The organism is Marinomonas sp. 63XJN7_9_ISO-PGPR-S23-217, assembly GCF_056173515.1.
Genome location: NZ_CM149678.1, coordinates 420,379 through 445,302, shown reverse-complemented (window position 1 = coordinate 445,302; position 24,924 = coordinate 420,379). Strand labels below are relative to the sequence as shown.

The following is a 24,924-nucleotide window of genomic DNA, read 5'->3' as shown; positions in this document are numbered from 1 at the left end:
CTACTGTTTCAACTTGGGATCAAGGGCATCGCGTAAGCCATCGCCCATAAGGTTAAAGGCCAATACGGTGATCAGTATCATCAAGCCTGGGAAGGTGACGACCCACCATGCACGTTGTACAAATTGCAACGCATTCGCCAACATAGATCCCCATTCTGGTGTGGGTGGCTGTGCACCAAGCCCCAAAAAGCCCAATGCAGCCAAATCCAAAATCGCGCTGGAAAAGCCCATCGTGGCTTGCACAATCAAAGGAGCCAAGCAGTTTGGTAGAATACAGATAAACATCAGACGCAACGGGCTCGCCCCAATCACACGTGATGAGGTGACATAATCGCGGGACATTTCACTCAAGGTAGCCGCACGGGTCAAACGAACATAGTTAGGCAAAGAGACAATCGAGATGGCCAAAGCCGCATTAAAAATACTGGGGCCAAGGATGGCGACCACCGCAATGGCGAGCAATAAACTAGGCATGGCCAGCATGATATCGACCAAACGCATGATGACTATATCAATCACACCTTTAAAATACCCTGCTACTAAGCCGAGTAAAATACCTAACACTAACGATAAAGTAACCGCCAACGCACCAACGGCCAATGACAAACGAGCGCCATAAATCAAACGAGATAAAATATCCCGCCCTACATCGTCTGTCCCTAAAATATAAGACCAATTACCACCATCCAACCAAGCCGGAGGCAATAAAAACGCATCACGGACCTGATCCGACGGCGAATGGGGAGCGATCACATTGGCAAATACCGCTAAAAAACAAATCAGGATAATAAAGGCTAAGCCAGCTACCGCCCCTTTATTACTACTAAAATAGTGCCAAAACTCACGCAAAGGGGTTCTTGGCGCTGGTGCCATATTCACGGCCATTGGCGTCTCTGAGTTGGGTTGCGCAGATTGCGCTTTTGATTGAATCGTCATAAAAGCGCCTCCTTATCGGCTATGTCGAATACGTGGGTTAACAATGCCATAAGCGACATCAACCAACAGGTTTACGATGATGATAATGGTGGCGACAATCAGAATACCACCTTGCACCACTGGATAATCACGCCGGCTGATGGCTTCGATCAACCATTTACCGATGCCCGGCCAAGCAAAGACGGTTTCCGTCAGAATCGCCCCCGACAACAAGGTGCCAACTTGTAAACCAATCACCGTAATCACCGGAATCAACGCATTGCGTAATGCATGAATAATAATCACTCGCCAAGGGGCGATCCCTTTGGCTCGGGCCGTTCGAATATAGTCTTCACTTAATACTTCCAGCATGGACGAGCGAGTCATACGGGCAATGACCGCCATCGGAATGGTGCCCAAAACAATGCTTGGCAAAATAAGATGAGAAACAGCCGAAATAAACGCCCCTTTTTCACCCGACAGCCAAGAATCAATCAACATAAAGCCTGTGACATTATCAATCCAGTACACCACATCAATCCGACCGGAGACGGGGGTCCATCCTAATGTCACAGAGAAAACCAGCATTAATAATAACGCCCACCAAAAAATCGGCATGGAATACCCTGTCAACGACATCGTCATAACAGTGTGATCAAAAATGGTTCCACGCTTAACAGCCGCAAAAATACCAGCAGGTAATCCAACGAAGATAGCGAAAATGGCGGCACAAACAGATAACTCAACAGTGGCAGGAAATAGGGTTAAAAACTCATGCATGACCGAATCATGAGTCACCAGTGAATACCCTAAATGGCCGTGTAAAATACCGACAACATAGTCGAAATATTGCACGTAAAGCGGCTTATCAAGACCCAGCTGAGCAGCCAACTCAGCATGACGTGCAGCGGATACGCCGTGCTCACCCGCCATGACTTCAATCGGATCCCCAGGAATCATATGAATCAAAGCAAAGGTTAACAAGGTAATACCAAGAAACGTCGGAATGACAAGGCTTAATCGGCGAAAAATAAACTGGAACATAAAGAAATGGCTCTCTGGCTATTTGACTAGATCGAGCAATGCTCGGTCAGTGGGATGTTTGCTTGCGTCCCGGCAAGCAAACATCCTTTGCTAGATCCAATTAGGACTAATTTTCTTTACTGACGTACTCGAAGTCATGTGTGCCTAATGGATTGATTTTGTAGTTCTTTACAACTTTGCGAATTGGCTCATAAACGGTCGAGTTAGCAATCGGCATAAAAGGTACCTGTTTATGGAAGATCACTTGCGCTTCCTTGTAGTACTTAGTGCGTTCTGCAATATTTGATGTGCGTTTCGCCTTGATTAATAGATTATCGAAGCTCTTATCACACCATTCAGAATAGTTACCGCCACCCACAGCATCACAGCTTAGCAAAGTGTATAGGAAGTTATCTGGGTCACCATTATCGCCCGTCCAACCAATAAGTAGGGTATCCGCTTCGCCCGCTTTGGCGCGTTTCAAATACTCACCCCATTCGTACGTCACGATCTCCGCTTTCACACCCACTTTTGCCCAGTCTTCTTGGATAATCTCAGCCATACGACGCGCATTTGGGTTATATGGACGTTGCACAGGCATGGCCCAAATTGTGGTGCTAAAGCCATTTGGATAACCCGCTTCTTTTAATAACTCTTTGGCTTTCGCAGGATCATATGGATAATCCTTAATGCTGTTATTATAAGACCACATAGTTGGTGGGATTGGGTTTTTGGCAACTGTACCGGCCCCTTGGAACACGGCATCAATAATGGCTTTTTTGTCAGTCGCATAGTTCAATGCCTGACGTACTTTCACATCGCCAAAGGGTTTTTTCTTAACGTTAAACGTTAGATAACCCACATTCAAACCCGCTTGGCTTAGCAATTTAATATTTGGATCTTTTGCCATCTGCTTAAGATCGGCAGGGTTTGGATAAGGCATTATGTCACACTCACCCGCTTTTAACTTCGCATAGCGAACAGAGGCATCTGGGGTGATAGAGAAAACAAGACGATCAATTTTAGGCTTGCCTTTCCAGTAATCTTTAAAGGCAACATAACGAATTAAAGAATCTTTTTGATACTGTACTTTTTCAAAAGGCCCTGTGCCTGATGGATCTTCATCTAGCTTATCTGGAGTGCCCGCTTTTAGGTATTGATCAGCTTGCTGTTTAGAGAAAATGGACGCGAAATCCATTGCTAAGTTCGCAACAAACGGCGCTTCTGGGTGATTCAAGACAAACTTCACTGTGTAGTCATTGACTTTCACAATGTTTTTGATCAGTTTATCCATCCCCATATCATCAAAGTAACCGTAAGAACCGCCACCTACATTATGGTATGGGTTGCTCGCAAGACGCTGGCGGTTAAATGAGAACAATACATCGTCCGCATTAAAATCGCGAGTGGGTGTAAAATCTTTTGTCGTTTGAAATTTCACGCCATGGCGTAAATGGAAAGTGTATACTAAACCATCTTTAGACACGTCATAGCTCGTCGCCAAACTGGGAACGACTTCGGTCGTGCCATATTTGAATTCCATCAAACGGTTAAAAATCGCTTGGGAAGACGCATCAAATGTTGTTCCAGAATAATAGAGAGAAGGGTTAAAACCTTCTGGACTACCTTCAGAACAATAAACCAAGGTGCTTGTCGCTTGTGCTGTAGAAGCCATCATCGCTCCCGCTGCCAGCATAGCAAGCGGTAATGCTGCTAACCCTTTTTTCATTTTCATTCTCCATTAGCATAATTATGATCGTGTGGAACACGTGGGAAGTAGAATCAAGGTAATCGTTACTTTTATGATTTGGTACAGGGTAACTATAGACGCCTTTCAGAAAGTTGGAGAGAAAGAACCTACATAAAACAACCTCATTTAGGCTCCTGCCTAAATGAGGTGTTTGTCTCGTCCTTGAGCCCCCTTTAGCTATTTTCTACTAACCACTGAACGGTCTGCAGAAAAATAACGTAGGTCAAGATTACTCAAGGTTTACACAATGACCAATCGAAATAACGAGATGCCTCATACGTGTAATGAATATGGAATGAATATGAAGAAAAATTTCACTCAAAAGTGGTGCAAAAAATCCCGATCACAACGCAATAAAGAAACGATTAGAAAGGATAAAAAAAGCCAATAGTTTCAATATACTATTGGCTTTTCATACTGTAATAATGGCGTCACGTTAGGCTTTTTTGTCTAACGCCTTAATCAATACCGATGTATCTTGCCGACTACGCCCTTCGGCCATTAGCCCTTGGTAATCTTGATCGACTGATTGGGTTAATGGGATATTTAATCCCATTGTTTGTGCCTGAGCGAGGCACAAACTCAAATCTTTATGCATCCATTCGATGGCAAAACCAAAATCAAATTCGTTTTTGGCCATGGTTTCACCACGATTTTCTAATTGCCAAGACCCAGCGGCCCCATGCTTTAAGGTATCAACAAGCGTTGCGACATCAAGACCTGCTTTTTGCGCAAAACGAATGCCTTCGGACAACCCAGACAAGACTCCAGCGATCAAAATCTGATTGACCATCTTTGCAAGTTGACCGTTTCCAACCGGACCCAACAAGGTTGTCGCTTTCGCATAACAATCTAAAATCGGTTTTGCGACGGCTAATGTACTTTCATCACCGCCCATCATGACGGTTAACACACCGTTTTCAGCCCCTGATTGGCCACCAGAGACGGGGGCATCCATAAACACAAAACCTTTTTCCATTGCTACTTGGTGGAGCTCTTTCGCAACATCTGCTGACGCCGTAGTATGGTCAATAAAAATGGTGCCTGGTTTTGCCAATTGAAAAGCGCCCTTCTCACCAAGGTATACCGCTCGAAGATCATGGTCGTTCCCTACACAGGTCAGAACAATATCTGCCTCTTTCGCTGCCAATGCAGGGGTTTCAGCAAACTCACCACGATAAGTGTCGCACCACTGCATCGCTTTTGAGGTCGTTCGGTTATAGACCGTCACGCTATGACCAGCCTTACTAACATGCCCAGCCATTGGATACCCCATGGTACCCAAACCAATAAAACTCACCTTCATTGAAATACTCCTTGTTCTACTACATTTATTTCATCATACCCCGCGATGAGATTTTTTCGAGACACAGATGGTTAAAAGACACAGCATACAGAGCTTTTGATGAAGAATACGAGCACAAGAAGAACAAAAATTGAACACACCCACCTGTGGATAACTTTGTGCAAGATTTTCTCAACGCCCACCCAATCCTGATAAAATCATTGCGTTAATAAAAATCGTGTATTTTTTATACGACTCACGTGAAAAGTTTCCAAAACGCTCACAAATGCCAACAACTCAATCAAATTCATCAGACCACTCAAAACTATAAAACCTAAGAAAATCAACCGATAGGCTCTCTTTTTTCAATGACTGAATTTTTTTCTTTTAAAAATCATGGTCTTATAATTATTACCTTGAGGTATTCTCCCACGTCATAATGAAACGAATTCATAGCTATGGCCTCAACACTAAGCTTGGTTTCCCACAATGCCGATCAACTCGCTATTTCTTTGTTAAAGCTTTCAGAAAGCCAATTCGACGAGTTTACGCATTTTTTTCCGTGAAAGATTGCGCATCTTTCTCTCTCCGGTGTTTGGGGATAAATTTTTTCAGATTTTATAAATCCCTTATTTTCCACACCAGACGGACACTTAATAATGAGTATAATTCATATCGGTAGATATCAAGAGTTGTGCTAGAGTGATAGAAAAACAATAAGACTTACAATGAGGCCACGACCCGCAATGGATAATATCGCTTCTCAGATTACGTCGACTGAGCGATCTTCTATCGCCCCCAAGGATTCTGATCATCCACACAAGAACCTAGAAAACACGTTTTTTGCCTTAAAAAAACACAGCCGAATGCACCCATTTCCAAGCTTTAACCAACGCTTAACACTATTAAACCAGCTTCAACAGGCATTATTACGTTATGAAGAGACCATATTGACCGCGTTAACCTTAGATTATGGGCAACGCGCCCATGAAGAGTCTCGTCTAATTGAACTGATTCCAACGTTAGGAGAAATAAAACATGCTAAGCGGCATTTGGCTCGTTGGATGCGTCCTAACTCTCGCCGTCCCCATATTAGCATTTTCCCAGCTAAAGCCAGTGTGATATATCAACCTAAGGGCGTTGTCGGCATTATCTCGCCTTGGAATTATCCCGTTTTACTGTCTCTTGGCCCCTTAGTGGGCGCATTGGCAGCAGGAAACCGGGTCATGTTAAAGGTGTCTGAGTTCTGTCCTGCAACCAATGCAGTGTTACGCCTACTACTAGAAGAATCTCTTGGAGAGGAATGGATTGCCTTTGTTGAAGGGGAAGCCGAAGTCGCGAATACCTTTAGTCAATTACCCTTTGACCATCTTTTATTCACTGGATCCACCCAAGTGGGCAAACGGGTTATGGCAAATGCGGCGCAACATTTAACCCCAGTGACCCTTGAGTTAGGGGGCAAATCCCCAGTCATTGTCTCACCATCGGCGAATCCAAAAACGGCAGCTGAATGTATCCTATTTGGTAAATTAATCAATGCTGGACAGACCTGCGTCGCACCCGATTACATACTGTGTCATCGGCAACAAAAACCCGCTTTGATACACCATATGAAGCAAACGCTTGCACGTATGTATCCTAACGGAATCGATAGCCCTGATTACACCTGTTTAATCAATGAAAAACAAATGAATAGGCTAACGAGCTACTTAGAAGAAGTGGCACAACAGCAAATCTGTTATGAAAATTTAATGCCACAGGGCCCCAAATGGAAAGGGCACAAATTAGCTCTTCACCTTTTACACCAGCCTGACGAGCAACTTAAGGTGATGCAAGAAGAGATCTTCGGGCCCATCTTACCCCTACTCCTTTACAATGATCTAAGCGAAGCCATGGACTACATCAATGCACGTCCTCGTCCACTTGCGACTTATCTGTTTAGCCAAAACGCGAAGGAACATCAAGAGATCGAAACAGGCATAGTGTGTGGCGGCTTAGTCATCAACCAAACCCTTTTACATGTGGCACAAGCCGATTTGCCCTTTGGCGGTATAGGTGAGTCCGGTATGGGGATGTATCATGCCATCGAAGGGTTTCATACCTTCTCACATGCCAAAGCCGTGCTCCATAAAAAAGGCCCGAATATGATACATCTGCTCATGCCACCTTATAAGAAGCACATTCACAAGCTACTAAAAAGATATTGGCGTTTTCTATAGTGCAGAAGACATAAAAAGACCCCATGCTAAGTGGGGCCTTTTATTTAAGCGGATACGATTCAAACTTACGACAAGGTAAAACCCCCCTTCTTTGCGCTCTACAAGTCGTATGGTTTTTTATGATGACCCACGCTAGCATAGTCAAACCTAACTTGGAGACGTTTCATGTTTACACTTGCTATTCTTAGCCATCAACAGAAAGTTGATGTTGCTAACTTTTCCCTAAATGCCGAACAAATGGGCTTGCCAAAAGAGTTACCAATCCATATTGCTCAATCCTGCTTAGTTGGCGGTAAACAGGCTGGCTCCCGAATCATCACCCTAACCGTGGGTGAAACAACCGTTCGCATTGTCCCGACCCGTGCCATGGCAATATTAGATGCAGTTCGAAACGGCGTGCGCTTTGGCTGGCAGTCCCCCGTAAAAGAAATCGTCCATCCAAGCTTTATCAATCAAGAAGCCTCTGGTGGATCAGGTTGGTTAGATGGTTTTAATGAAATGGTCGTACGATGTGGTTATCAATGGGCAGGGCATCCAGGACAAGACGGTGATGAGTTTTTAACACTACATGGTCGCATTCAAAATACACCCGCTGACGAAGTCGTGCTCGAAATTGAACAAACCCCGCCTTACCGAGTGACACTCCGTGGACGAGTGGACGAAAAACGCTTCAAATCCACCAACTTTGAAATCGAAACCTGTTTGTCCCTTTCCATTGATGGGCCTTATTTGACAATAGAGGACACCTTAATCAACAAGGGAAGTTACGAACGTGAATATCAAGCGATTTACCACAATAACTTCGCCCAACCTATTTTAGAAAAAGGGGCCCAATTGCATGTACCTGCAACAGAAATATCCCCCTTTAATAATTATGCCGCCCAAGGATTAGAGCACTGGAATCAAATGCCAGCTCCCACTAAGGACTTTGATGAAATGGTGTTTAATGTGCGCCCGATCAGTGATGAAAATCACTTAAGCTGCGCCTTGCTACACAATGCCAATGCTACGTCGGGAATAGAAGTGACTTACCAGACTGATACCTTGCCAGTATTAACGATTTGGAAAAACACAGACACAGAAGAACAAGGTTATGTTGTCGGCATTGAGCCAGGAACCAGTTTTGCTTATAACCGCCGTTACCAACGCGAGCTGGGGTTAGTCCCCACCATTCAGGCAGGGGAAACAAAACATTTTATGGTACGTTTTGGACTGTTAACAGATGAGCACCAAGTCATAGCAAGCAAAGCGCGTATTGACGCTTTGCAAGCCAGACAAACGTGCCAAGTAAACACTACACCACTGGTATTTCTCGACGCGTAGTACGAGCTATGGCTCTTTCCCAATCTCCCCCTTCAACGGGCGTCGACTGTTGAAGGGATTGATTATAAATGTACATACTGCCTCTACCATAAGGCGAATGAACTCGCACACGAACAAACAGAGAGTCATCCGGAGAATTTGGATCATACTCCTTCATACGATCCAAAGCCTCAAGAGTACTATCACTCACCTTATACCATTCCACACGAACCCGTTGATTCTCCTCGTAGGTTTTCACTACACCAGGATACTGTCCAAGGTTGAACATTCGAAATCCTGTTAGCCAGCCTTTACCGATAGGTTGACTATCAACAATCATTTCGTGATCACTAAAACCAAATCTGAGCGAGTCATACACTGCGACAATATTTGAAGACATTTTTCGTTTCCATCCAGTCATACTAATCAGCAAAGCATCCCTCATACCGCCAAAGCATTTCAAGCTTAAAACAGGGTGTTTAGTGATAAATTACAGCCTTATTACACATCCCAAAGACAACCTTTAATTCATTGATAAAATGGTTACTTTAGAAAACATTTTATCAATGGTCCATGCATAGCAGACTCTATATGAAAAGCATGTAATGTCACTTCATGACAGAGTCAGGAAAATTAAATTTGCCATTATCATTCTTCTGCTGAGCTTTAGGCGGAATGGGAGCGACCACATCCCAATGCTCGACGATTTTATTGTTGGCAACCCGAAATAAATCATACAAAGCAATCGGCTTATTGTTATCCTGACCTCTACTGACTACCAACACAAAGTTTCCTTCACCAAAGACAGCCTCAATTTTACGATAATGAGAAAGTTGCCCTTGCTTTGTCATATTGGCAAAGGCTTTTCTCAAGCCTGCCATCCCATCTGAGATATGTGGATTATGCTGAATATATTGGGTAGAGCTGATGAATTTGGGCATTTCATCACTCTTGCCGTCCACCAAAACCGTCTGTACAAAGTTTCTGACCAAACGTTTATTGGACAGGGTCTTATCACGGTCAACAATTTTCGTCGTGCCATCGGTCTGCGTATGCCCACTTGGATTGGGCTGCTTTTCTAAGCTTTGGATATTATCCCAGTGTTCAGCAATTTTGCCATTTTCAAAACGGAAAATATCAAATACGACCGAGTTATAGGGAATAATATTGGATTGGACAATCACATAATTCCCATCTTGTAATACTCGCACAGCATAACTTTTACTGTCTTTAGCGGGCGTCGAAGGAAACTGTTTCAGGAAATTAATCAGTCCTTGTTTACCTGTCGCAGCCCCCAAATTATGCTGAATATAATCCTCACGGATATAATTTAAATAATTGGGATCCGTCGTACCCAGTTTTTGCAAAACGGTAACGGCAATGTCTTTTTCATTAACTGCCGTTTTTTGCGCTGAAGGGGAACTGGCACAACCAGCCACCAATAACACACACGATACTAGCCCTGCACTGACTAAACGACCAATCATGACAACATCCTTTCTATGATAATGAAATTCAGTTCATAGATTACGCAAATTGATCTTAATAAAAAGAGAAAATTTGCTTAGAAAAGGTAAAACTATCGTATTAAAATTATACTGTAATGAATAAAGCACCATAAATTTATGCTAAAGACACCTGTTTAGACTGTGAAACGTTTCACTTGAGTGGTTACTTCACTGGAGTCTCGTAACGTTTCTCTCACGCTTTGATTAATTGCTTGTGAAATCACCACAATCTCTTTTGTCATCTCAGCTAACTGAGACAAATTATCATTCACTTCATCGCTGACTTTACTTTGCTCTTCTGTTGCACTGGCCGTCTGAGTTGTATAGTCATAAATACTCTGAGCGGAGCGTTTTAGATTCAAAATAGCCGTATGGGTTTGTTGACTACTGGTTACTGTTGTCTGCGCCATATTAACACTTTCAGCAATTACCGAGACGGCACTACCAACCCCTGATTGCAACTCATTAATCATCTCTTGAATATCCGCCGTAGAGGCTTGTGTTTTACTGGCTAAGTTACGAACTTCATCGGCCACCACCGCAAAGCCCCGCCCCTTTTCGCCCGCCCTAGCCGCTTCAATGGCCGCATTTAATGCCAATAAATTGGTTTGCTCGGCAATGTCTAAAATCACATCCAGTACCGTGGTAATTTGACCTGAGCGTTTTGACAGTTGTTCAATGGCGTTCGATGCGGTTTCAATTTGTGCGGCTAACTGATTGAGCATATCAATAGAGGATTGCACATTGGCTTCGCCACTTTGCGCTTGCTGGTTTAACACACCCACTTCTGACACGGTATCATTGGCATTTCGAGCGACTTCGGTGGTTGCTGAGCTCATTTCTTCTATTGCAGTGATGACAAAATCTAACGCCTCATTTTGTCGAATGCTGAGTTGATCAGATTGCTCGGTAGCACTTTCTAAACTAACCATTGCACCACGAATATCATCACAACGCGTTCTAATTTGTAAAATCAATTCCCCCAATCGACCAACGAACTGATCCAATTCGTTGCTAAGTTTTCCGGTTTCATCCTTCTTTTTACTGTTAATGCGGCGGGTTAAATCACCGTCTCCGGAGTTCATTTCGCGCACCCCATCGGTCACTTTACGAATAGCCCGTGAAATGGTTTGCGGAGCAAACCAAGCCAGTAACATACTTCCTCCCAAGACAACGATAGAGAGCACCCCTACAATGAGTTTAAAACTCGATGAATAAGCTTGTATCGCCTGCTGCTCCAAATCAGCATACTTCATCACCAACTGTCCAGAAACATCATAGCGCTCACGTAAAGCACCAAATTCCTGCTGGTTTTTACCAAGAAATAAGACCAAAGCGTCAGCCTGCTTGCCATCTTTGATCAACTCAATGATATGTAAGCTACTGGCTCGCCAGAGATCGGATAAGGCATCAACTTTAACCAATACTGCTTGAATATCAGGCAAATCCACCGTCAATGCCTTAAATCGTGCCATACGATCAAGCGCTTGACGCCCATTTGTCACCACTTTTTGTTCATAGTCAGCCAAGTTACTCGACAACACATCCTGCTTAGCGAACACCATGTCCGCTAGTGCTAAGCGAGACTGATACAAATCTCGATCCGCATTTTGAACAAAAGACGCCCCTTCTACGTACTTATTACTACTGGTTTGCAGATAGGACACTAAAAAATACGCCGCTCCCGCAACGAGTAAAAATACCAGAGACAACAAACTAAAAATGGCGGTATATCGGCTACGAATGCTAGATAACATGATCATCGTCCTTTATCATCATTTACTGTCACTATTCAGGACAACTTAATCTGAAAGCAACGCTATATTGACTAACCCTTTGTCACACTAGACGACAAAATGCTTAGACAGTAAAACGCTTGACTTGCTTTGCTAAGGCATCGGAATTCGTTAACGTTTCATTAACAGAGTCGTTAATGCGGCGAGAAATCCCCAGTACCTCTTTGGACATATCCGCTAAGTTGGACAAGTTTTGATTGATCTCATCCGTGACTTTACTTTGCTGTTCCGTGGCACTGGCGGTTTGCGTGGTGAAATCATAAATACGTGTTGCCGATGTCTTAATCACATCAATTGAGGCGGCAGTCTCTTGGGTTAAATCTACCGTTAACATCGACATTTTGACGCTCTCTGAAATGGATTGCACAGCGTCCGTTACCCCAGATTGCAGATCGTTAATCATATTTTGAATATCCGTCGTAGAATCTTGGGTTTTGCTCGCTAAATTACGCACTTCGTCTGCCACGACGGCAAAGCCACGACCTTGCTCACCCGCTCTAGCCGCTTCTATTGCTGCATTTAAAGCCAATAGATTAGTTTGCTCGGCAATACCTAAAATTACATCAAGCACAGAAGCAATACGGTCGGAACGGGTAGACAATTGCTCAATCACACTGGAGGCATTACTTACTTGTTTTGCTAGATCGTCCAATTGTTGAAGTGAGGCTTTTAATTGTTTCGCTCCCTCATCAGCACAACGATTTAAGGCTTCCACTTCATCCACCGTTTGCGTTGCATTATGAGCAACTTCTCTTGTCGCACCGCCCATTTCTTCTACAGCGGTGACAATAAAATCCAACGCCACATTTTGCCTTTCACTTAAACCAGCTGATTGCGAAGCTGATTCTCCAAGGTGATGCATTTCTTCACGAATATGTTCACAGCCGTATCTTACATCACCAATGAGCTTACCCAGACGGGCGACAAAGCCATCTAACTCTCTGCTTAATTCCCCTGTTTCGTCCTTTTTAACGCTATTAATACGACGTGTTAAATCCCCATCACCTGAACTAATTTGGCGCACACCAAAGGTCACTCGGCGAATCGAATTAGAAATGTTTTTAGGAGCAAACCAAGCCAATGAAATACTAAACGCCAACACAATCATCGCTAAAACACCGACCGCCGTCTTAAAACTGTTTGAGTAAGCATCAATACTGATTTGTTCCAACTCAGCATACTTAGAAATCAACTCCTCAGATTGGTCATAGAGATTCCGTAAACTGGTGAAATGAGTTTGATTTTGGGCAACAAAAGCAAGCGTAGCGCCATCATATTGTTTGTTGTCCACCATAGCGATAATACTCATGGTGTCATCTTTCCAAGTTTTATATAAGGTATCGAATACACTGAGTGCTTGGTGAATTTCGTCGACATCTTGAGTCATAGAAAGAAATGCTTGCATACGATCAAGTGCTTGCTGGGCATTACTCGTGACCTTAAGCTTTAATTCGTCAGGATTCTTAGCCGTTTTATCAAATACTAAAGACGCCAACGCAAGGCGAGACTGATATAAGTCTCGATCGGCATTTTGAATAAGAGATGCCCCATCAGCAAACTTTCCAACACTACTTTGCAGGTAGGAAACCAACATAAATGTAGCAATGACAACACTTAAAAAAACAAAGGTAAGAATACCAAAGGCAATCGTATATTTAGCTCGAATAGTTGAAAGGGTTAACATATTAGTGGCTTCCCTGTTTGGATCTGCCTTACTTCATATTGAAATAAGCACAAAATCCATTTTGTTATTTAATCCTGTTGCGAGGCAAACTTTCCTATATATAAGCCTTCAACGTCTCCTTAAATTTGCAACATCTATTTAAAAATGACACCCACAATAGAAACCCGCAAGGTACCAAATGTGATATTTTGTAATATTAAAACAAAATTTTGTATTCCCAATAGAAAGCAGAGCAGAAAAAAATCACAACTCATTGTTTTAATATATTAATTTTTTATTTCCCTATACTGGCTATTTTTTAAAATAATAATGCAAACGCAATTTTCTCAGAGACTCTCACTTGTTTATGTATCATTTTTCTATTCCTTCTTCCTTTGGCACCTCTCAACCATCCCTGCTTTCCATCATCACCTTTAATATTCGTAATAAGTGAAAAAATCGTTTCTTTTTTAAGCGGTTTGGCTCTAAAATCGCGCGATGTTTCGCTACTGACTATGAATAAATGAACATCATCTCTTTTGACGCCCTACGCACCTTACACTTACCGAATGTCCGTTACATCAAACCCGAATCCATGTATGACCATTTGGAAGACATTAAACAGGCAGACTGGTTGCTATTCCCACAATATTGGCAACTGAACGCCTTGGTGCACGGGTTAAAAAAACGCATTTTTCCCAGTCTGGCATCTTATATGATAGGCCATGACAAAGTAGAGATGACACGAACGTTTCGAGTAGTGACGCCGCAACATCACCCCTATACTATTATTACGGCAAACACTCCTTACGAAGCGGATAAAATCTGGGATACCATGTTCCTACCCTTCGTCGCAAAAATTCCTAAAAGTAGCATGGGAAATGGGGTTTTTCTTATCGAGACCATTGGCCAATGGCGCGACTATCTGGAAAAGACAGATGTGTTATACGCACAGGAATATTTACCCATTGATAGAGACATACGCGTCATTTGGGTGGGTAATAAAATCGTTAATGGCTATTGGCGCTTACAATCCGACAATGGCTTTCATAACAATATTAGCCAAGGTGGCCAAGTAGAAATCGGGCTCATCCCCAAAGAGGCACAAGATCTTGTCACCTACCTAGCACAATCGTTGGATATTAACCACGCAGGATTCGATATCGCCATGGTAGGCGCAACCCCTTATGTTATCGAAATAAATCGTATTTTTGGCAACCAAGGCATCGCCAGTATACAAAGTGATGTTAATACCGAGCTATTGAACTATTTAAACGAACAACACTTATTGTCTACTGCCACCCTAACCGATCAGCCGATTGGCTTTTAAGCCCAGAAACGACTTGCTAGCTTGCTGCCCCAATGCCCGCACAGTGGTTATTCATCCACAGTGCGGAGTCTCGTCTCTTGTGGACCTTAGTCTCTGTTCTCTCTGCGTAACAAAAATGCAATTGAAATACCCTACTCTTGGCGCACAAATTGATCCTATGTGCATTCGCTCACGAATAAGAGATTAAAAAGGTTGCTTATGAAAAAGTCCCTATTTTTGCTGTTCACTATCGTTATCCCTCTGTCTGGCTGCAGTACGTTAGACCAAAAACAGGTGCCGTCCAAACACTATGCGTATGGGACCAAATCTGTTTATCAACCACAAGCCTCATCGGCTCATTACCAAGCCACTCCAAACGGCTATCATTTGGTTTATACTGAACTGCTTGCTCGTCATGGGTCACGTGCTTTATCCAGCCCTAAATATGACTATATCAGCCTAAAAATTTGGCAAGCCGCCAAAGCCCAAAACGCCTTAACCCCATTGGGCAAACGTCTTGGGCCAGAAATAGAGCGTTTTATGGCAGCTAACCAAAAAATGGGGTACGGTAATTTATCTAAACGTGGCAAGTTAGAACAAAAAATGATCGGTGAACGTCTTGTGATGCGAGACAAAAGCCTATTCGAGCGTGCAGTAAACAACCACCAACCCATTGAAATGGAATATTCGGGGAAAAAACGCGCAAAAGACAGTGGCTTAGCCTTTATATCAGGTATGGAACAAGAGAACCCCGCCATACGCTCGTTAGTCAGCAAACCCATTATAAACAAAGCCCAGCTCTATTTTCATAAACAAAAAAGCAACCAGTATTATCAAGACTATAAAAAGCATGATCCAGCCCTGCAAGCAGCCATTAAACAGTTAATGAACCTGCCTAAAACCCATGCAATGGCGCAACAAATGTTAGAGCGGGTTTACACCCCCGCTTTCGTTGCACAATTAGCGGCGGGGAAATTATCTTTTCTGCAGAAAAACAAAAGCAAGCCAACCATTTACAACGACGTTGACGCAGCGATACAATTATTCAACTTATACTTAGCGGCACCAGGGCTTTCCTATGAAGCAGGTAAACAGCCTTGGCAGTTTATCGATTTTGTCACACCAGCTGAGTCACAATGGTTTACTTATGTGCTCGACGGAAAAGACTTCTACGAGAAAGGGCCAAGCTTTGCTGGCACAGACATTACCTACCGCATGGCAAAAGTCTTAGAGGATGATTTCTTTAAGGAGGTAAAAGGTATTCAAAACGGCAGTAATAAAAAAGCGGCAAAAATTCGCTTTGCTCATGCCGAAACGGTGATACCATTTGCCGCTCAAATGCATTTAGAAGGTAGTACTAAAAGCGTTGCGAAAGGCCAGCTATATCGCTATGAAAACAACCCATGGCGTGGCTCTTGGGTGTCTCCATATAGTGCGAACATTCAGTGGGATGTATATAAAGACAAAGCTGGCACGCTTCTTGTTAGAATGTTATATAACGAAAAAGAAATTCCGTTTTCAAGCCAGTGCCAGCCGATCCAAAAAGGCAGTTACTTTTATAAATTTACTGAGTTAGAACACTGCTACGGTGAATAGCCCCCAGAACTAACTCAATAGAAAAAGAGCAAGCAACAAAAGCCAGCCATTATAAGTGAGCGCTTGATGGCTGGCTTTTTATTATTGGCGGTATCTCTTATCTCCCGCTACCATAGACGCATTTTTCAACCGTATAAATTAGCTGACTTTGTAATCAATAAGTGCTAAAAGTACCAGATAAGTGGTTGATTCATGGAAAACAATAAGGACGATAATGCCAAACTCTTCTTCTAAAAGCGGCGTTGCCTACGCTCTCGCCGCATTTGGCATATGGGCGATTGCGCCTATGTATTTCAAAGTTATGTCCTTTGTTCCCCCTATCGAAATTCTTGCCCATCGTATTATTTGGTCTTGCTTAATTGTGTTTGTACTCATCATCGCCATGGGCAAAACCAGCAAGGTCAAAGCTGTATTTGCCTCCAAACAGACCATTTTCTTCATGGCCATATCCACCTTGTTGATTGGTCTCAATTGGGGAACCTTTATCTGGGCTATCGCTAACAACATGCTACTCAGTGCCAGCTTGGGGTACTACATCAACCCTTTAATCAGCATCCTATTGGGTATGATTTTCTTTAAAGAAAAGTTGGACCGGGTGCGTAAAGCCGCTGTTGTTTTATGCTTTATTGCAGTGACATTTGAGGTCATCCGCTTTGGTTCATTACCTTGGATCGCGTTGTTACTCGCTCTGACCTTTGGGTTTTATGGATTGGTGCGCAAAAAAGTGGCGGTAGACAGCTTTACGGGCATGGCGGTAGAAACGGTTCTCCTATTACCAGTCGCCTTGGTGTATTTGTTTAGTATCCATACGCCCACCTCCAATATGCTGGAAAATACCGATTTAACCAATTGGCTCTTATTTGCATCCGGCCCAGTCACTATGATACCACTCATGTTTTTTGGTGCTGCCGCCAACCGAGTCAGTCTAACCACTCTCGGCTTTTTTCAATACATAGGGCCAAGTGGCATGTTTATTCTCGCCGTGTTCCTTTACCACGAACCCTTAGCCCCCGCCAAATTAATCACTTTTGCTCTGATTTGGACCGCGCTGGCGTTACTCATCTTTGACTCCATTCGCAAGCTGCGCAAACCTGAAAAGTTGCTTAATGATGAACCTCTACTTGAACAAAGCCCTCCAACGGCTAAGAAAACAGAAACAATTTAGCGGCTGCCATCAGTGACATAATGCGAATTAACCATTTGAATTGTGAAGGGTTCACTTTTTTCAGAAAGTGAAAACCAATAAATGCCCCGATGGCCAATCCTGGCAACGCTTGCAAACTGATTTCGGTCGTCTTAGCGCTGAGTAAGCCTAAGCTGATGTACATAGGAATTTTCGCCAGATTGATAATGAAAAATCCCCATGCCCGCGTACTGACATACGACTCTTTTCCCAGCTTCTGCTCTAACAAAAACAAACTAAATAAAGGGCCAGCAGCGTTCGCAATCGTGCTCACAACGCCCCCCATAAATCCCATGCCATAAGCCGCCAATGGATTACGCATAAAGGTCGCCGGACGAAGATCTAAATACAAACCTAAAGCAATCATGGCAACAATGATGGCCCCCAAAAAACTCACAAACTGATGGGCATCGATGTTTGATAAAAAATGCCCCCCAATTAACACCCCTAAGAATGCTAAGGGCAGAAAACGCGCTAATACACGCCATGAAATTTGTTCGCGATAGCTGTACACGGCCATCATATCGGTAATGATATACAAAGGAATCAGAATACCGAGTGCCTCAGGCCCAGGAAACACCATCATCACCACCGGCAATATCAGTAAGCCCATTCCACCGACAGAAAATTTAGAAAAGCCGGTAATTAAACCAGCGACAGATAATACCCAAAATGTGGTATCCAATTTTACTCTCCACTTATTTCACTTTCTAAGCCTTATTATTAGCAACAAGGCTCGGCTTTTGATGACGACTATGATAAAAGAAATAATGAGTTAAAAATAATTTCATTTTATTATTATAATGATCAGGTATAAATATCATGAAACTGGATCAAATACGGGCTTTCATCGCCGTTGTCGAAGCGGGGAGCTTTCGTTCAGCGGCGGACAGCATTCATAAAACGCAACCCAGTATCAGTGCTGCCGTCAAAGCATTAGAGACACGCTATGGTCTGCAACTTTTTGATCGGGACAGTTATCGCCCAACCTTGACCTCTGAAGGACATGCCTTTTTTCGACAAAGCAAAAAGCTTATGTCTCAGGTGCAACAGCTAGAACACCTAGGCCACGACCTAGCCCACGGAGCTGCCACACCATTACGACTTTGCGTGGGACAAATGAGCCTATCAGATGAGTGTTTGGTGCTCATTAAACGCTTTCAACACGCTTACCCGGACGTTCCCTTAGAGATCACTACAGATCATCTCCATGGCGTTCAAGAAAGCCTCAAAAAAGACAATGCCGACATCGCCATTGGCCCCCGTTATGGATTAGATGACCAACATGCTTTTATTGAAATCACGCGAATTGAAATGGTTACCGTCGCCACGCCAGAACTGTTGCTTTCCATCAATGGAGGGAACAACAAGGTAAAACAGCCGCAGCTGTATTCTACTCCACAGATCATGGTGGGAGGGACAAATAACCATCAAGGTGACAAAGGCCACCGATATGTCCTTGATACCGGGAAGCGCTGGTATATTAATGACTTCCAAGCCAAAAAGTCTCTGCTATTTCAAGGGCTGGGATGGGGACGCATACCACGTTATATGATAGAGACAGAACTCGAGAAACGCATTCTAGTCACTTTAGAAATTGAGAATTTCACCTCTCATAACAGTATGCCTATTTTTATGATTCGCTTACGCCAGCAAACTCAAAGCTCTCAAGCGAACCTATTCTGGGAATTTATGAAAAACGTCACCGTACCAAAAGACGAGAGCTAAGACGGAGCGAGAACGGTAAAACAATGACATGACTTTTAGAGATGTATTTGCAAGTTTTCATCGAAATTATGCATTTTTCAACAAGTTGAAAAAGTTATCTCCTATATAACAACACGATAAGACTTTTGTCGAACCCAGTTCTCCCTTACGTCCCCCTTATTCCGCTGTTTTTTTAATCGCCGACACATAAAGCGTTGCCATGTGAGTATCTATATAATGCACATAGTCCGTTTTATAGGTACGAGCATAAAGACACCCCTCTTCATTAAAAAATTGGTGCGCTTGCTGCCAAGCCCTCATCACCGACGGTCGATGTTCACCCATTGCGGCAAATGATAAGAAGCCCCCCGCCTCTATCGTTATGCTAGTAAGCTCATGAGCCGTTTGAATTGGCTGCTTGTCCATATCCTCCACTTTCGCACCAAGAACAAAATCTAAGTCATTATGCGTATTGCTATTACGATAATGACAAACACCGTATAACTGACAATCCTCCTCTAATTGTGGCAAAATTTCAGTCATAAAATGATCCCACAATGGGCCAATCTTCCCTAGCGTTGTCATCTCATTATGAGCTGTCGTTTTTATTTTCAACCCTTTAACTTGGATTGAGTCTTTAATATGATATGCCATACATTCTTCCCAATAGTACCTAACCGCTTTCTTTGCGACTTCCCCTAAACATGAGGCAACATTAAGAATGCCCTAGAATCCCCTTCCTAGCCGCGACGCCATGTGTGGTATTTCTCTACCCAACGTAGCAACCTATCTGGGGCATGGGCACGCTTCCACTCTCCCGCAGCATATTTATTTGCTTCTGCCCATGTTGGATAGGTATGAATCGTCCCCAATATCTTATTCAGCCCCAGCCCATGCTTCATGGCCAGCACAAATTCGGCCAGTAATTCTCCAGCATGCTCACCAACAATGGTCACACCCAGAATAGTGTCTTTTCCCGGCACCGTTAGCACCTTTACAAAACCTTTCGCTTCGCTTTCAGTAATCGCACGATCCAGATCATCTACGCCATAACACACCTTCTCAAAAGCAATGCCCTTCGCTTTGGCATCTTGTTCATTTAAGCCAACCCGCGCCACTTCAGGATCAATAAAGGTTGTCCAGGGAATCACTCGATAATCCGCACGAAACTTCTTAAATTGCCCAAATAATCCATTAACCGCTGCGTACCAAGCTTGGTGGGCCGCCACGTGGGTAAATTGGTATGGGCCAGCCACATCGCCTGCTGCCAAAATATTCGGGTATAAGGTTTGTAAATAGTCATTCGTCACCAAATGTCGTTTGGTTTCGATGCCCAATTCTTCCAAGCCATAACCCGTTAATCGCGCCTCTCTGCCTACAGCACAAATGAGCGCATCGTATTCGACTCTCACTTCTGAGCCATTATGCTCAAGCCATACGCATTTCTGCCCGTTATTCATCTCACAGCGAACCGCCTTATGTTCCGTCAGCACAGTCACCCCATCGTTCGTGAGGGTCGCTCTAGCAAACTCACTCACGTCCGCATCTTCTCGGCTAAGAATACGGTTCGAGGATTCAACTTGTGTCACGTGAGAACCAAGACGAGCAAAGCTCTGCGCTAACTCACAACCAATTGGCCCACCACCCAACACCACCAAACGCTTTGGTGCTTCGTCTAACTGCGAGAACGTTTCCCATAAGGTATCACTGGTCAGATACCCAACCTCTTCTAATCCTGGGATATCCGGTACAGAAGGTTTAGAACCCGTCGCCAGTACAATGCTACGCGTGGTTAAGCACTGTGTTTTCCCATCCTGGCGCTGTATTTCTACCGTCCAAGGATCAATGACTTTGGCATAACCTTGAATGACATCGACACCGAGCTGAGTGTATCGTTCCACACTATCGTGGGGCTCTATTTCCTCGATAATCTCTTGAATCCGTTCCATGACAGAACGAAAGGAAAATCGCGGCTCACAACCTTCTAAACCATAATTCGCTCCGTGGCGCATTTGATGGGCCACCTTGGCACTCTTGATTAACGCTTTACTGGGCACACAGCCATAATTTAGGCAATCACCGCCCATTTTATGCGCCTCAACCAAACTGACTTTGGCTTTTACTGTTGCCGCAATGTAAGCACTCACCAATCCACCCGCTCCTGCACCAATAACAACCAAATTACGATCAAACTGTTTTGGCTTGGTGTAAGCGCGATAAACGCGTCGGGATTTAATTGCCTCCGTCAATTTTTTTGCCAACAGAGGAAACACGCCGAGCAACACAAAAGACAGCAATAAGGACGGCGACAAAATGCCAGACAAACTGTCCAAGTGACCAATCTGAGTGCCGGCATTCACATACACCAGCGTTCCCGCAAGCATCCCGACTTGACTCACCCAATAAAAGGTCACCGCTCGGATCCTAGTTAGCCCCATTAATAAATTAATTAAAAAGAAAGGGAAAACAGGCACCAAGCGCAAAGTAAACAGATAAAAGGCACCGTCTCGCTCAATACCTTCGTTAATCGTACTAAGACGGCTACCAAAACGGGCCTGTACCACATCTTGCAGCAAATAACGGGACACAAGAAAAGCACAAGTCGCACCAATCGAACTGGCAAAGGACACCATCAACACCCCCCACCCTAGACCAAATAAGGCCCCTGCCGCCAATGTCATAATGGCAGCGCCAGGTAAAGACAGCGCGGTAACCGCAATGTAGAGTAAAAAGAAGGCACCATACACCAAAAAAGGGCTCTTATTACGCCACACTTCAAACTGTTCTAACCCTGATTTTAAGCCATCCAGTGTCAGCAGACGGTTTAAATCAAAATAGAAAAAGCCGACTACCATCAGCACAATGACAACAAGCAGCCCGAATTTTTTCATATAGCAAATCCATTAAGTCTATGTTACTGAGTATACGCATTAGACGTTAGAACAGGTCGATTTCTTACGGAGAAAGCATGCATTTACTCAATATATTCAAGAAGCGCATTAACCCATGCACAATAAGACGAGCAACGAGAGGTTCTAAGAAGGATTTGAAGGTAAACGACCTGCTAAGAAACTAAAAAGCCCACCTAGCACACACAAAAACAGCACCAGCAATACCAAGCCTTCAGTATTCATTAAGGCAATCATAGCGGCGAAACTTGGCGGCCCAATGGTGGCCCCTAAATTTCCTAACTGGGCTATTAAACCGTAGCCTTGGGCCTGTTCGCCCGCAGACCGAGTGACCAATGGAATCATCGACAAAGCCGACCCGGGCACCATACCCGCCGATAGCACCATCAAGCTAACAGACAGCGCAAAAACAATAGGATAAGACTGACTAAAATGGGCGAATACCGCTCCCACAGCAACCGAGGAAAACGCCAACAAGGCGACACGTTGTGGGCGCATCACATATTGGGATAACGCCCCCGCCAAAAACGTGCCAGCCGTACTGGTTAACGGCAAGGTGATACGCAACAAATTTCTCAGTTTCTCATCCGAAATCAATGTCGGAATATACGTCAGAAGGGACACCAACATACAGGTGTAAAACAAAAACACCAAAGCAGGCAGCAATGTACGGGGCGTTTTGTACATATTGCGTAATTGCGTCCAAAAACCTAACAAGGACGGAGCACTTTGATTCTCATAAACCGATTTGTATTGACTGAGCAGCCACCATAAGACAAGCGCCATACTACCAATGAGCACCCCATGGACAAGCAAAAGCCCCTGTAGACCATAGGCACTCAGTAATTTATTGCCTAGCCAACCGGTTATAGCAAACGCCACCCCAAAGAAGGTACCCCACAGGCCCATGGTAATAGAACGGTGTTGGGGCGCACTTAATCGCGCAATCATGGTTGGCGCAGCCACCACGACACCTAACTGCGACATGCCTTCTAATACGCGAAGTACCAGCATTGTCATAAAGGATGGCAAAAAGGATTCAAGAACGGACAACAAAGAACCAATGGCTAGAGCGCCCACTAACACATTGAGATACCCCATGCGCCCTGCGACCACACCTGCAGACGCCCCAAAAATCAAGCCGACAATCCCCACCACAGAAATCAACGCCCCCGTCCAAGCAGGCCCGGCTTGATAATGAGTTAACAGTTCATCATAAGAAATGGAAAACTTCGCGAACTGCATCGCCGCCGCCACCCCAGAAACCCATAATAAAACCACCTCAAACCAATGGGTTTTCTGAGGCTGCGCCATGTCAGACATAATCTCTTCCTTTTTAACGTATTCATTCCAATGGGAATACGCCTGTGTAATGGATCAAAAAGCTCGCCATTATACACAATATGAGATGTCTCAATAACCACTCAAATTAAGCTTGTTGAGCAGGCACCGCTAAAGGTGGTGCTTTCAAGTCTCGCAAACGAAGCCCCACATTCCCCAAAATTAACATGATCGCCCCAATAATCTGGTAGCTGGTTAAGCTCATATCTAAAAAGAACCAGTTAATACCTGCCGCAAAGACAGGAAACGACATTTCTGCCAAGGTAGCAAATTGCGCGGGGACGGATTTTAATCCCTGATAATAAAACCACATACCAATCAGGCCACTGAGTAATGCCATCACCACGACAAGCCCGACTTTCGTCATGGGCATGGCCACCAGGCTAGACGGCATCATCATGGCTAAAGGCACCAGCACACACAAACCGGATAAAAAGCGTCCTGACAGGATGGCATTGGCTGGCACCCCTTGATAAGAAAGGTACTTACCACATACGGTAGCAGCGCCCCACGCAGCGACAGCAATTAAGGTAAATCCATAGCCTTTTAAAATATCAATATTGTTATTGGTATAGTGCCACTGAGCGCTACCAAGGGAATGAATATCTGGCCACATCATGACAAGACTGCCCGCTAAAATCACCACCGCCCAGCGCACAAAATGCCCACGTATACGCTCTTTTAAGAAAAAATAAGCCAGTAAAATCGCGACGATGGGTTGCAGTTTTTGCAGCAAAATAACCACTGTCGGGTTGAGGTAGTGAAAAGCTTGGGTAAAGGCCAAGGTGCCCAACGCCGACCCGACACCGCCAATAAAAAATAAGCAGCCAAACGAGGTGCGTGATAGATGCCGAAAGGCATAACGGTGACGAAACAGTAACGGGCTGGTGACTAACACCAAGGTCAGATGTTCCATCAGAACTATCTGTAAAGTGGAAAAACCCGCGCTCAAAAGGGGATAACGAATGAGAGTATCTAATGCCCACGTGAAACACGCGATCATAATAAACAATGTGCCTGCCATCTTGTTTGTCTCCTAAAATTAAGATGCACAGGGGTGATGAGGAATATACCAAACAAAGCAGTACTTAGCGTTCGTCATACACGACGCCTAAAGCACGCATACCAAAACCGGATGACCTTCATTTAACGGCGTAGCCTTAAACGACTCTCATCAAGCATTAGTCTATCTGGTCGATCTTCTATCATCCGGACTATAACCGTCGGCTCTGGCGTCTCACCAGATCTGCTGACCCTTTTTCCTGCATCCTCCCTTAGGAGATCATCTGAAAAAGGCGCTCGCGGGCTGATTACGAAGCATGGCTTGTAATATACCGCCGGTGGGGAATTTCGCCCCGCCCCGAAGTTCGATTTAGTAACATTCTATTGGTAAATAGAGTGAGCTATTACTTTACCGC

The 24,924-nt window shown here is 44.1% G+C and carries 19 protein-coding genes and 1 riboswitch; of the genes, 6 read left to right on the top strand and 13 right to left on the bottom strand.

Features of this window, described 5'->3' with window-relative positions; translation table 11 throughout:
- The 4 genes from dppC to AC0VYI_RS02000 all read right to left on the bottom strand — a co-directional run bounded on the left by dppC (position 1) and on the right by AC0VYI_RS02000 (position 4,994).
- Positions 1 to 885, bottom strand: coding sequence for a dipeptide ABC transporter permease DppC (gene dppC, locus AC0VYI_RS02015; protein WP_475449767.1), 885 nt, complete (start codon positions 883 to 885; stop codon positions 1 to 3).
- A 63-nt stretch (positions 886 to 948) separates the two neighbouring features.
- Complete coding sequence (locus AC0VYI_RS02010; RefSeq protein ID WP_199476722.1) at positions 949 to 1,959, bottom strand: ABC transporter permease subunit; 1,011 nt, start codon at positions 1,957 to 1,959, stop codon at positions 949 to 951.
- A gap of 106 nt (positions 1,960 to 2,065) precedes the next feature.
- Positions 2,066 to 3,667: an ABC transporter substrate-binding protein gene (locus AC0VYI_RS02005; protein WP_475446990.1), complete on the bottom strand. Its 1,602-nt coding sequence runs from the start codon at positions 3,665 to 3,667 to the stop codon at positions 2,066 to 2,068.
- Positions 3,668 to 4,124: 457 nt separating this feature from the next.
- Positions 4,125 to 4,994: an NAD(P)-dependent oxidoreductase gene (locus AC0VYI_RS02000; protein ID WP_475446988.1), complete on the bottom strand. Its 870-nt coding sequence runs from the start codon at positions 4,992 to 4,994 to the stop codon at positions 4,125 to 4,127.
- 725 nt (positions 4,995 to 5,719) lie between these two features.
- Here AC0VYI_RS02000 and AC0VYI_RS01995 point away from each other — a divergent pair.
- Positions 5,720 to 7,192 (top strand): coniferyl aldehyde dehydrogenase, encoded by a 1,473-nt coding sequence (locus AC0VYI_RS01995; RefSeq protein ID WP_475446987.1) that lies wholly within the window; start codon positions 5,720 to 5,722, stop codon positions 7,190 to 7,192.
- Between the two features lie 165 nt (positions 7,193 to 7,357).
- The gene (locus AC0VYI_RS01990) at positions 7,358 to 8,515 is read left to right on the top strand and encodes an aldose 1-epimerase family protein (protein WP_475446985.1); all 1,158 of its coding nucleotides are present in this window, start codon (positions 7,358 to 7,360) and stop codon (positions 8,513 to 8,515) included.
- Here AC0VYI_RS01990 and AC0VYI_RS01985 read toward each other — a convergent pair.
- From AC0VYI_RS01985 to AC0VYI_RS01970, 4 genes are all read right to left on the bottom strand, one after another.
- Positions 8,487 to 8,894, bottom strand: coding sequence for a gamma-glutamylcyclotransferase family protein (locus AC0VYI_RS01985; RefSeq protein WP_199476727.1), 408 nt, complete (start codon positions 8,892 to 8,894; stop codon positions 8,487 to 8,489). The two genes, AC0VYI_RS01990 and AC0VYI_RS01985, sit on opposite strands and share 29 nt — an antisense overlap.
- Positions 8,895 to 9,102: 208 nt before the next feature.
- Entirely contained in the window at positions 9,103 to 9,981 is an 879-nt protein-coding gene (locus AC0VYI_RS01980; RefSeq protein WP_475446983.1) for a nuclear transport factor 2 family protein, read from the bottom strand.
- Between the two features lie 155 nt (positions 9,982 to 10,136).
- Complete coding sequence (locus AC0VYI_RS01975) at positions 10,137 to 11,759, bottom strand: methyl-accepting chemotaxis protein (RefSeq protein ID WP_475446981.1); 1,623 nt, start codon at positions 11,757 to 11,759, stop codon at positions 10,137 to 10,139.
- Positions 11,760 to 11,862: 103 nt separating this feature from the next.
- Positions 11,863 to 13,482: a methyl-accepting chemotaxis protein gene (locus AC0VYI_RS01970; protein ID WP_475446980.1), complete on the bottom strand. Its 1,620-nt coding sequence runs from the start codon at positions 13,480 to 13,482 to the stop codon at positions 11,863 to 11,865.
- Between the two features lie 502 nt (positions 13,483 to 13,984).
- Here AC0VYI_RS01970 and AC0VYI_RS01965 point away from each other — a divergent pair.
- The 3 genes from AC0VYI_RS01965 to rarD all read left to right on the top strand — a co-directional run bounded on the left by AC0VYI_RS01965 (position 13,985) and on the right by rarD (position 17,531).
- A complete protein-coding gene (locus tag AC0VYI_RS01965) occupies positions 13,985 to 14,791 on the top strand; it encodes an ATP-grasp domain-containing protein (protein ID WP_199476731.1) in 807 nt (268 codons plus the stop codon).
- 198 nt (positions 14,792 to 14,989) lie between these two features.
- Positions 14,990 to 16,366 (top strand): histidine-type phosphatase, encoded by a 1,377-nt coding sequence (locus tag AC0VYI_RS01960; RefSeq protein WP_199476732.1) that lies wholly within the window; start codon positions 14,990 to 14,992, stop codon positions 16,364 to 16,366.
- A 214-nt stretch (positions 16,367 to 16,580) separates the two neighbouring features.
- Complete coding sequence (gene rarD / locus AC0VYI_RS01955; protein WP_475446976.1) at positions 16,581 to 17,531, top strand: EamA family transporter RarD; 951 nt, start codon at positions 16,581 to 16,583, stop codon at positions 17,529 to 17,531.
- On the opposite strand, the gene AC0VYI_RS01950 is transcribed toward rarD, so the two are convergent.
- The gene (locus tag AC0VYI_RS01950; RefSeq protein ID WP_475446974.1) at positions 17,509 to 18,234 is read right to left on the bottom strand and encodes a sulfite exporter TauE/SafE family protein; all 726 of its coding nucleotides are present in this window, start codon (positions 18,232 to 18,234) and stop codon (positions 17,509 to 17,511) included. The two genes, rarD and AC0VYI_RS01950, sit on opposite strands and share 23 nt — an antisense overlap.
- 137 nt (positions 18,235 to 18,371) lie before the next feature.
- Here AC0VYI_RS01950 and AC0VYI_RS01945 point away from each other — a divergent pair, with 137 nt between their 5' ends.
- Positions 18,372 to 19,277, top strand: a complete 906-nt coding sequence (locus AC0VYI_RS01945; protein ID WP_475446972.1) for a LysR family transcriptional regulator — start codon at positions 18,372 to 18,374, stop codon at positions 19,275 to 19,277.
- 156 nt (positions 19,278 to 19,433) lie between these two features.
- Here the strand turns inward: AC0VYI_RS01945 and AC0VYI_RS01940 are convergent, their stop codons facing one another.
- The 4 genes from AC0VYI_RS01940 to AC0VYI_RS01925 all read right to left on the bottom strand — a co-directional run bounded on the left by AC0VYI_RS01940 (position 19,434) and on the right by AC0VYI_RS01925 (position 24,530).
- Complete coding sequence (locus AC0VYI_RS01940; RefSeq protein ID WP_475446970.1) at positions 19,434 to 19,910, bottom strand: GyrI-like domain-containing protein; 477 nt, start codon at positions 19,908 to 19,910, stop codon at positions 19,434 to 19,436.
- Between the two features lie 86 nt (positions 19,911 to 19,996).
- The gene (locus AC0VYI_RS01935) at positions 19,997 to 22,147 is read right to left on the bottom strand and encodes an FAD-dependent oxidoreductase (protein ID WP_475446969.1); all 2,151 of its coding nucleotides are present in this window, start codon (positions 22,145 to 22,147) and stop codon (positions 19,997 to 19,999) included.
- Between the two features lie 144 nt (positions 22,148 to 22,291).
- A complete protein-coding gene (locus AC0VYI_RS01930) occupies positions 22,292 to 23,488 on the bottom strand; it encodes an MFS transporter (protein ID WP_475446967.1) in 1,197 nt (398 codons plus the stop codon).
- Between the two features lie 106 nt (positions 23,489 to 23,594).
- Positions 23,595 to 24,530 (bottom strand): DMT family transporter, encoded by a 936-nt coding sequence (locus AC0VYI_RS01925; protein WP_475446965.1) that lies wholly within the window; start codon positions 24,528 to 24,530, stop codon positions 23,595 to 23,597.
- Positions 24,531 to 24,699: 169 nt separating this feature from the next.
- Positions 24,700 to 24,878, bottom strand: a riboswitch (FMN riboswitch).
- Between the last annotated feature and the right edge of the window lie 46 nt (positions 24,879 to 24,924).

Bases quoted from the DNA above. Each gene is read 5' to 3' on its own strand.
- AC0VYI_RS01945 (WP_475446972.1), top strand. From the start codon at position 18,372: ATGAAACTGGATCAAATACGGGCTTTCATCGCCGTTGTCGAAGCGGGG.
- AC0VYI_RS01960 (WP_199476732.1), top strand. From the start codon at position 14,990: ATGAAAAAGTCCCTATTTTTGCTGTTCACTATCGTTATCCCTCTGTCT.
- AC0VYI_RS01930 (WP_475446967.1), bottom strand. From the start codon at position 23,488: ATGTCTGACATGGCGCAGCCTCAGAAAACCCATTGGTTTGAGGTGGTT.
- AC0VYI_RS01940 (WP_475446970.1), bottom strand. From the start codon at position 19,910: ATGGCATATCATATTAAAGACTCAATCCAAGTTAAAGGGTTGAAAATA.
- dppC (WP_475449767.1), bottom strand. From the start codon at position 885: ATGGCCGTGAATATGGCACCAGCGCCAAGAACCCCTTTGCGTGAGTTT.
- AC0VYI_RS02000 (WP_475446988.1), bottom strand. From the start codon at position 4,994: ATGAAGGTGAGTTTTATTGGTTTGGGTACCATGGGGTATCCAATGGCT.
- AC0VYI_RS01995 (WP_475446987.1), top strand. From the start codon at position 5,720: ATGGATAATATCGCTTCTCAGATTACGTCGACTGAGCGATCTTCTATC.
- AC0VYI_RS02010 (WP_199476722.1), bottom strand. From the start codon at position 1,959: ATGTTCCAGTTTATTTTTCGCCGATTAAGCCTTGTCATTCCGACGTTT.
- AC0VYI_RS01970 (WP_475446980.1), bottom strand. From the start codon at position 13,482: ATGTTAACCCTTTCAACTATTCGAGCTAAATATACGATTGCCTTTGGT.
- AC0VYI_RS01985 (WP_199476727.1), bottom strand. From the start codon at position 8,894: ATGTCTTCAAATATTGTCGCAGTGTATGACTCGCTCAGATTTGGTTTT.
- AC0VYI_RS01965 (WP_199476731.1), top strand. From the start codon at position 13,985: ATGAACATCATCTCTTTTGACGCCCTACGCACCTTACACTTACCGAAT.
- AC0VYI_RS01990 (WP_475446985.1), top strand. From the start codon at position 7,358: ATGTTTACACTTGCTATTCTTAGCCATCAACAGAAAGTTGATGTTGCT.
- AC0VYI_RS01925 (WP_475446965.1), bottom strand. From the start codon at position 24,530: ATGGCAGGCACATTGTTTATTATGATCGCGTGTTTCACGTGGGCATTA.
- AC0VYI_RS01975 (WP_475446981.1), bottom strand. From the start codon at position 11,759: ATGTTATCTAGCATTCGTAGCCGATATACCGCCATTTTTAGTTTGTTG.
- AC0VYI_RS01935 (WP_475446969.1), bottom strand. From the start codon at position 22,147: ATGAAAAAATTCGGGCTGCTTGTTGTCATTGTGCTGATGGTAGTCGGC.
- AC0VYI_RS02005 (WP_475446990.1), bottom strand. From the start codon at position 3,667: ATGAAAAAAGGGTTAGCAGCATTACCGCTTGCTATGCTGGCAGCGGGA.
- rarD (WP_475446976.1), top strand. From the start codon at position 16,581: ATGCCAAACTCTTCTTCTAAAAGCGGCGTTGCCTACGCTCTCGCCGCA.
- AC0VYI_RS01980 (WP_475446983.1), bottom strand. From the start codon at position 9,981: ATGATTGGTCGTTTAGTCAGTGCAGGGCTAGTATCGTGTGTGTTATTG.